This is a genomic window from Serratia sp. EWG9 (assembly GCF_019913725.1).
GTDB lineage: Bacteria > Pseudomonadota > Gammaproteobacteria > Enterobacterales > Enterobacteriaceae > Serratia > Serratia ureilytica.
This window is the reverse complement of the sequence record NZ_JADNRO010000008.1, coordinates 219,664-227,035: the sequence shown is the minus strand read 5'-3', so window position 1 is coordinate 227,035 and position 7,372 is coordinate 219,664. Positions and strand designations below refer to the sequence as shown.

Annotated in this window: 8 protein-coding genes; 6 read left to right on the top strand and 2 right to left on the bottom strand. The window is 58.2% G+C overall.

Features of this window, described 5'->3' with window-relative positions; translation table 11 throughout:
- Positions 1 to 278 precede the first annotated feature (278 nt).
- Positions 279 to 842, bottom strand: coding sequence for a D-glycero-beta-D-manno-heptose 1,7-bisphosphate 7-phosphatase (gene gmhB, locus ITX55_RS18400; RefSeq protein WP_025304009.1), 564 nt, complete (start codon positions 840 to 842; stop codon positions 279 to 281).
- A 188-nt stretch (positions 843 to 1,030) separates the two neighbouring features.
- Here gmhB and metN point away from each other — a divergent pair, with 188 nt between their 5' ends.
- The 6 genes from metN to proS all read left to right on the top strand — a co-directional run bounded on the left by metN (position 1,031) and on the right by proS (position 6,617).
- Positions 1,031 to 2,062, top strand: coding sequence for a methionine ABC transporter ATP-binding protein MetN (metN, locus tag ITX55_RS18395; RefSeq protein WP_004932012.1), 1,032 nt, complete (start codon positions 1,031 to 1,033; stop codon positions 2,060 to 2,062).
- Positions 2,055 to 2,708 carry a methionine ABC transporter permease MetI gene (locus tag ITX55_RS18390; RefSeq protein WP_004932010.1) on the top strand — a complete coding sequence of 218 codons (654 nt, stop codon included), beginning with the start codon at positions 2,055 to 2,057 and terminating at the stop codon, positions 2,706 to 2,708. The genes metN and ITX55_RS18390 overlap by 8 nt, the downstream gene beginning before the upstream one ends.
- A gap of 39 nt (positions 2,709 to 2,747) precedes the next feature.
- Entirely contained in the window at positions 2,748 to 3,563 is an 816-nt protein-coding gene (locus ITX55_RS18385) for a MetQ/NlpA family lipoprotein (RefSeq protein ID WP_033644900.1), read from the top strand.
- Between the two features lie 114 nt (positions 3,564 to 3,677).
- Positions 3,678 to 4,082, top strand: a complete 405-nt coding sequence (gene rcsF, locus ITX55_RS18380) for an Rcs stress response system protein RcsF (RefSeq protein WP_025304011.1) — start codon at positions 3,678 to 3,680, stop codon at positions 4,080 to 4,082.
- Positions 4,079 to 4,786 (top strand): tRNA (N6-threonylcarbamoyladenosine(37)-N6)-methyltransferase TrmO, encoded by a 708-nt coding sequence (tsaA, locus tag ITX55_RS18375; RefSeq protein ID WP_033644898.1) that lies wholly within the window; start codon positions 4,079 to 4,081, stop codon positions 4,784 to 4,786. Before rcsF ends, tsaA begins: the two co-directional genes overlap by 4 nt.
- Positions 4,787 to 4,898: 112 nt before the next feature.
- Complete coding sequence (gene proS, locus ITX55_RS18370) at positions 4,899 to 6,617, top strand: proline--tRNA ligase (protein WP_108681825.1); 1,719 nt, start codon at positions 4,899 to 4,901, stop codon at positions 6,615 to 6,617.
- A gap of 68 nt (positions 6,618 to 6,685) precedes the next feature.
- On the opposite strand, the gene nlpE is transcribed toward proS, so the two are convergent.
- On the bottom strand, positions 6,686 to 7,369 hold the full coding sequence (nlpE, locus tag ITX55_RS18365; RefSeq protein ID WP_033644894.1) for an envelope stress response activation lipoprotein NlpE: 684 nt from the start codon (positions 7,367 to 7,369) through the stop codon (positions 6,686 to 6,688).
- Positions 7,370 to 7,372 lie beyond the last annotated feature (3 nt).

Genomic DNA, 7,372 nt, shown 5'->3' with positions numbered 1-7,372 from the left:
ATCGTCTTGTGGAGTGCCCACACAGATTGTCTGATAAATTGTTAAAGAGCAGTGAGTTAGGCGCTTTCGCTTGCTAACTCGAGGTGGCGTATATTACGCCTTCCTCTTTCAGAGTCAACCCTAATTTTCAGGATTTTTTCTCTGCGACCCCCGGATACTCTGTGAAGTTGTTCACATGTTCCGTGTCGATGGAGGCGCATTATAGGGAGCCGGTTCAGAATGACAAGCGTTAATATGCATTTTTTATCTGACCGCTCACTATTCATTCGTAACGCCTATTAAACCCGCTTTTTGATGGCTGCCGGCAGGTCCGCCAGGCTGTTTAGCACCCAATCGGCCAGCTTTTCGCCCTGCTCCGTCACCGGCTTGCCGGTACGCACCAGCACCTTGGTGCCGACGCCGGCCGCGATCGCCGCCTGCATGTCTTCCGGTTTATCGCCCACCATATAAGAAGCGGCCATATCGATGTTCAATTCCTGCTGCGCTTGCAGCAACATGCCCGGCTGCGGCTTACGGCAGTCGCACACCTGGCGATACTCTTCTACTGCCGCCTCCGGATGATGCGGGCAGAAATAGATGCCGTCGAAGTCGACGTCGCGATCGGCCAGCGACCAGTCCATCCACTCGGTCAGGTACATAAACTGGTCTTCGCTGAACTTGCCGCGCGCAATGCCGGACTGGTTGGTCACCATCACCAGCGCGAAGCCCATCTTTTTGAGCTCGCGACAGGCGTCGATCACGCCGTCAATAAAGTGGAAGTTGTCGATTTCATGGACATAGCCATGGTCAACATTAATCGTGCCGTCACGATCGAGAAAAATTGCTGGAACGCTTTGTGTCACCGCTTTGCTCCTGAGGGCCTGTATACGCTGACAGTATCGCATGTTTTACCCCACGCTGAGAACGCCGGAGAACGTCGTTGGCCGTTGACTTAGACGTCTAGACGCCTTAACATCTGAGGCATACCTTGGTTCCACGCCGAGGTTTACTTTTATCTAGCCACGGGCAACCACGCTAAAATAAGAAGAATATGATTAAACTTTCTAACATCACTAAAGTGTTCCAGCAGGGTTCGCGCACCATTACCGCGCTCTCTGACGTGACCCTTCACGTTCCTGCCGGGCAAATCTATGGCGTCATCGGTTCCTCCGGCGCCGGTAAAAGCACGCTGATCCGCTGCGCCAACATGCTTGAGCGCCCCACCTCCGGCCAGGTGCTGGTCGATGGCCAGGATCTGACGTCTCTGTCGGAAAGCGAACTGACGCGCGCCCGTCGCCAAATCGGCATGATCTTCCAGCACTTTAACCTGCTCTCTTCCCGTACGGTGTTCGGCAACGTGGCGTTGCCGCTGGAGCTGGACAATACGCCGCGCGCCGAGATCAAAAAGCGCGTGACCGAACTGCTGGAACTGGTCGGCCTGGCGGACAAGCACGACGCCTACCCGGCCAACCTGTCCGGCGGCCAGAAACAGCGTGTGGCGATCGCGCGCGCGCTGGCCAGCAACCCTAAAGTGCTGCTTTGCGACGAGGCCACCAGCGCGCTGGATCCGGCCACCACCCGTTCCATCCTGGAACTGCTGAAAGACATCAACCGCCGTCTGGGCCTGACCATTCTGCTCATCACCCATGAAATGGACGTGGTGAAACGCATCTGCGACCAGGTCGCGGTCATCAGCCAGGGGCAGCTGATCGAAAAAGACAGCGTCAGCGAAGTGTTCTCGCACCCGAAAACGCCGCTGGCCCAACAGTTCATTCAGTCCACGCTGCATCTGGATATCCCGGACGACTACGCCGCGCGCCTGTCGCCGGAGCGTCAGGGAGACCGTCAGCCGCTGCTGCGCCTGGAGTTCACCGGTCAGTCGGTCGATGCGCCGCTGCTGTCTGAAGCCGCTCGCCGCTTCAACGTGAACAACAACATTATCAGCGCCCAGATGGATTATGCCGGCGGCGTGAAATTCGGCGTGATGCTGGCGGAGCTGCACGGCAGCGACGAAGACGCGCTGGCAACGATTAAGTTCCTGCAAGAAAATCAGGTAAAAGTAGAGGTTCTGGGTTATGTCTGAGGCAATGATGTGGTTGATGGCGCGTGGCGTGTGGGAAACCGTCATGATGACCTTTGTCTCCGGCTTTTTCGGTTTCGTGCTCGGCCTGCCGGTAGGCGTGCTGCTGTATGTCACCCGCCCGGGGCAGATCATCGCCAACAATTCGCTGTATAAGATCCTGTCCGGGCTGGTGAACATCTTCCGTTCCATCCCGTTCATTATCCTGTTGGTTTGGATGATTCCGTTTACCCGCATGATCGTCGGCACCTCGATCGGTCTGCAAGCGGCGATCGTGCCGCTGACCGTTGGCGCCGCGCCGTTCATCGCGCGCATGGTGGAAAACGCCCTGCTGGAGATCCCGTCCGGTCTGGTGGAAGCGGCGCGCGCCATGGGCGCCACGCCGATGCAGATCATCAAGAAAGTGTTGCTGCCGGAAGCCCTGCCTGGCCTGGTCAACGCCGCGACCATCACCCTGATCACCCTGGTGGGCTACTCCGCCATGGGCGGCGCGGTCGGCGCCGGCGGCCTGGGCCAAATCGGTTACCAATACGGTTATATCGGTTATAACGCCACAGTTATGAATACCGTATTAGTATTACTGGTAGTTTTGGTTTATCTGATCCAATTCTGCGGCGATCGCATCGTCAAAGCCGTTACCCATAAATAGTTTCACAGCATATTAATGCGAGTCTAATGAGGAAGGGATATGTCGTTAACATTTAAATCCATCGCGACAATTGGCGCACTGATCGGCACTCTGGCTCTGGCGGGCTGCGGCCAGGATGAAAAGAATCCAAACCACATCAAGGTCGGCGTGATCGTCGGCGCTGAACAGCAAGTGGCCGAAGTGGCGCAGAAAGTGGCGAAAGAGAAATACGGTCTGGACGTTGAGCTAGTCACCTTCAACGACTACGTGCTGCCTAACGAAGCGCTGAGCAAAGGCGATATCGACCTGAACGCCTTCCAGCACAAACCTTATCTGGATCAGCAGATCAAAGATCGCGGCTACAAGCTGGTGCCGGTCGGCAACACCTTTGTTTACCCGATCGCCGGTTACTCCAAGAAAATCAAATCGCTGGACGAACTGAAAGAGGGTTCTCAGATCGCACTGCCGAACGATCCGACCAACCTGGGCCGTTCGCTGCTGCTGCTGCAGAAAGTCGGTCTGATTAAACTGAAAGACGGCGTTGGCCTGCTGCCGACCGTACTGGACGTGACCGAGAACCCGAAAAACCTGAAGCTGGTTGAGCTGGAAGCCCCTCAGCTGCCGCGCTCTCTGGACGATCAGCAGATCGCGCTGGCGGTGATCAACACCACCTATGCCAGCCAGATCGGCCTGACGCCGGCGAAAGACGGTCTGTTTGTGGAAGATAAAGACTCGCCTTACGTCAACCTGCTGGTTGCGCGCGAAGATAATAAAGACGCGGAAAACGTGAAGAAATTCGTCCAGGCCTACCAGTCTGACGAAGTTGACGCCGCCGCCAACAAAATCTTCAACGGCGGTGCCGTGAAAGGCTGGTAAGCGCTTATTCACCAATTTTATTCCTATAATTGCAAGACGGGCCAAGGCCCGTCTTGTTATTTCCGCCATAGATTGCTTCAATAGCGCCACTTTCATTAAGGCAGAGGAATCTCAATGCGTGTTTTACCTCTCTGTTTGTTAGCGCTCGCGCTGGCCGGATGTTCATCGCAACGTATCGCGCCATCCTCAACAAACAGCACCAGCAAGCCGACCACGACCGCCCCGGCCAAGACCACGCCGGCCGCCCGCCCCGCTCCGGTAAAACTGTATAAAAGTGCAGAAGAACTCGTGGGTAAACCATTCCGCGATCTGGGTGAAGTGTCCGGCGAATCGTGCCAAACCACCGTACAAGACTCCCCACCGAATCTGGCTACCGCCCGTAAACGCATGCAAATCCGTGCGTCTTACATGAAGGCCAACGCCGTGCTGCTGCACGACTGCCAGATTGTCAGCGGCGTCGCCGGTTGTTACCAGCAGGCCGTTTGCCAGGGCTCGGCGCTTAACGTCTCGTCTAAATGACCGAATTCGTTTTTGAGCAGATCGGCGTGATCCGCTCGCCTTATAAAGAGAAATTCGCCGTGCCCCGCCAACCGGGGCTGGTCGAAGACGGTGGCGGCGAACTGCTGCTGCTGCCGCCCTACAACCAGGCAGAAGCGGTTCGCGGTCTCAGCGATTTCAGCCATCTGTGGGTGATGTTCATTTTCCATCAAACCATGGAAGGCGGCTGGCGCCCGACGGTACGCCCACCGCGTTTAGGCGGCAATGCCCGCATGGGCGTGTTCGCCACCCGCTCCACCTTCCGTCCCAACCCGCTCGGCATGTCGCTCATTGAGCTCAAAGGCGTACGGGTGAAAAACGGGGAAGTGGCGCTGGAACTGGGCAGCCTCGATCTGGTCGACGGCACCCCGGTGGTGGACATCAAGCCTTATCTGCCGTTCGCCGAGAGCCAACCGCAGGCCCGCGCAGGCTTTGCCCAGGCCGCGCCCGCCGGCGATATGCCGGTGCGTTTCGCGCCGCAGGCGGAACAGCAGCTGCAGCAACATCAGGCGCGCTACCCGCAATTAAGGCGTTTTATCAGCCAGGTGCTGGCACAGGACCCCCGTCCCGCCTATCGTAAAGGAGAGGACGTCGAACGGGATTACGCCGTCTGGCTGCTGGATTTCAACGTGCGCTGGCGCGTCGTGGACGGCCACACCGAAGTGCTGTCGCTCGACCCGCGTTAAAATTCCGCCGCCTCTCTTTTGGCGACCCGCTCGCGCTGGTAAACTAAATCACTTTTTGGCCGCCACTCTGGCAGCCCGATGCAATTTGCAGTTCTAACGGAACCAAAACACCATGCGTACTAGCCAATATCTGCTCTCCACTCTGAAGGAGACACCTGCCGACGCCGAAGTGATCAGCCACCAGCTGATGCTGCGCGCCGGGATGATCCGCAAGCTGGCCTCCGGTCTTTACACCTGGCTGCCGACCGGCCTGCGCGTTCTGAAAAAGGTTGAAAACATCGTTCGCGAAGAAATGAACAATGCTAACGCGATCGAAGTGTCCATGCCGGTGGTTCAGCCTGCCGACCTGTGGCAGGAAAGCGGCCGTTGGGAGCAATACGGCCCCGAGCTGCTGCGCTTCGTCGACCGCGGCGACCGTCCTTTCGTGCTGGGCCCGACGCATGAAGAAGTGATCACCGATCTGATCCGCAACGAGATCAGCTCGTACAAGCAGCTGCCGCTGAACTTCTTCCAGATCCAGACCAAGTTCCGTGATGAAGTGCGCCCACGTTTCGGCGTGATGCGTTCCCGTGAGTTCCTGATGAAGGATGCCTACTCCTTCCATACCTCGCAGGAGTCTCTGCAGGAGACTTACGACGCGATGTACGAAGCGTACAGCAAAATCTTCAGCCGCATGGGCCTGGATTTCCGCCCGGTGCAGGCCGATACCGGCTCGATCGGCGGCAGTGCGTCGCACGAATTCCAGGTGCTGGCAGACAGCGGTGAAGACGATATCGTGTTCTCCACCGGTTCCGACTTCGCCGCCAACATCGAGCTGGCGGAAGCGGTCGCTCCGGCAGCGCCGCGCGCGGCGGCCAGCGAAGAGCTGCGCCTGGTGGATACGCCAAACGCCAAAACCATCGCCGAGCTGGTGGAGCAATTCCAGCTGCCGGTGGAAAAAACCGTGAAGACGCTGATGGTGCGCGCCACCGAAGAGAGCGGCCATAAACTGGTCGCCCTGCTGGTGCGCGGCGATCACGAGCTGAACGAAATCAAGGCCGAGAAGCTGGCGCAGGTTGCCGCGCCGCTGACCTTCGCCACTGAAGAAGAGATCCGCGCCATCGTCGGCGCCGGCCCGGGTTCCCTCGGCCCGGTCAAGCTGCAGATGCCGGTGGTTGCCGACCGCAGCGTGGCGGCGATGAGCGACTTTGGCGCCGGCGCCAACGTCGACGGCAAACACTACTTCGGCATCAACTGGGAGCGGGATCTGCCGCTGCCGCAGGTGGCCGACATCCGTAACGTGGTGGAAGGCGACGCCAGCCCGGACGGTCAGGGCACGCTGCTGATCAAACGCGGCATCGAAGTGGGCCATATCTTCCAGCTCGGCACCAAGTATTCGGAAGCGATGAAAGCGACCGTACAGGGTGAAGACGGCCGCAACCAGGTGCTGACCATGGGTTGCTACGGCATCGGGGTGACGCGCGTCGTGGCCGCCGCCATCGAGCAGAACCACGACGAACGCGGCATTATCTGGCCAGACGCCATCGCGCCGTTCCAGGTCGCTATTCTGCCGATGAACATGCACAAGTCGTTCCGCGTGCAGGCGCTGGCCGAAGAGCTGTACAACACCCTGCGCTCCCACGGCATCGACGTGATCCTCGATGACCGCAAAGAGCGCCCGGGCGTGATGTTCGCGGATATGGAGCTGATCGGCGTGCCGCACTCTATCGTTATCGGCGACCGTAACCTCGACAACGAAGAGATCGAGTACAAAAACCGCCGCGTCGGCGAGAAGCACATGATCAAAACCGGTGAAATCGTTGATTTCCTGCTGGGCCAGATCAAACGCTAAACACCGAGCGTCAGCGAATAAAAAACCCGCCTAGGCGGGTTTTTTTATGTCCATGGGGACAGGGGAAGTTAGTTGTTGCTGCAGCTTTTACTGCGGTCGAACGCGATTTTACCGTCCGGCACCACCGCCTTCTCTATCTGCCCCTCTTCCATCGACGGCTGCACGCTGAAGTGCGCGTTGAAAGTCAGAAACACCGGCTCACCGGCATTCTTATTGGCTTTGGCGTAACCTTGCTCCAGCGCGATGTTGTTATCCACCGGGAACGTGATGCCGGTGGCGCAATCTTTGAACACCGCCGCGTCGGCCATATAGGTGTAGCTGCCTTTCATCACCATCGGCGTTTTAGGCAATGGCTTCTCGACCGGCTCCAGACGATAATTCAGCTTGGAGGCGATCGGCGCGCCGCTGCGATCCAGCATCTCAAGACTCTTGCCCACCGGGCGGAAGTAGCGTTTTTCCCCGGTGCTGTCAGTCAGCACCAGCTTATCCGCGGTGCGCGCCCATTTGCCGTAGTCGGCGAAGGTCTGATCGCCGTCTTTGGTGCCGCGATAAGTTTCCTGCAGCACAAAGGTGCCGTCCTCATCCAGGAACAGCGCCGTATCCAGCCCGCCGCAATCGGCGCAAGGCAACAGCCCTTGATAACTCTGCGGCATCGCCTGCAGCGGTTGTTCCTTCGGTTGATAATGATTGTTGCATCCCAACAACGAGAGTGCGCCTGCCGCCAAGAACAGGGCTACCGTAATTTTCTTCACAGT

What these genes read in the sequence shown, in the direction of transcription:
- rcsF (WP_025304011.1), top strand. Translation starts at nt 3,678, where the DNA reads ATGCGTGTTTTACCTCTCTGTTTGTTAGCGCTCGCGCTGGCCGGATGT.
- ITX55_RS18390 (WP_004932010.1), top strand. Translation starts at nt 2,055, where the DNA reads ATGTCTGAGGCAATGATGTGGTTGATGGCGCGTGGCGTGTGGGAAACC.
- ITX55_RS18385 (WP_033644900.1), top strand. Translation starts at nt 2,748, where the DNA reads ATGTCGTTAACATTTAAATCCATCGCGACAATTGGCGCACTGATCGGC.
- metN (WP_004932012.1), top strand. Translation starts at nt 1,031, where the DNA reads ATGATTAAACTTTCTAACATCACTAAAGTGTTCCAGCAGGGTTCGCGC.
- proS (WP_108681825.1), top strand. Translation starts at nt 4,899, where the DNA reads ATGCGTACTAGCCAATATCTGCTCTCCACTCTGAAGGAGACACCTGCC.
- tsaA (WP_033644898.1), top strand. Translation starts at nt 4,079, where the DNA reads ATGACCGAATTCGTTTTTGAGCAGATCGGCGTGATCCGCTCGCCTTAT.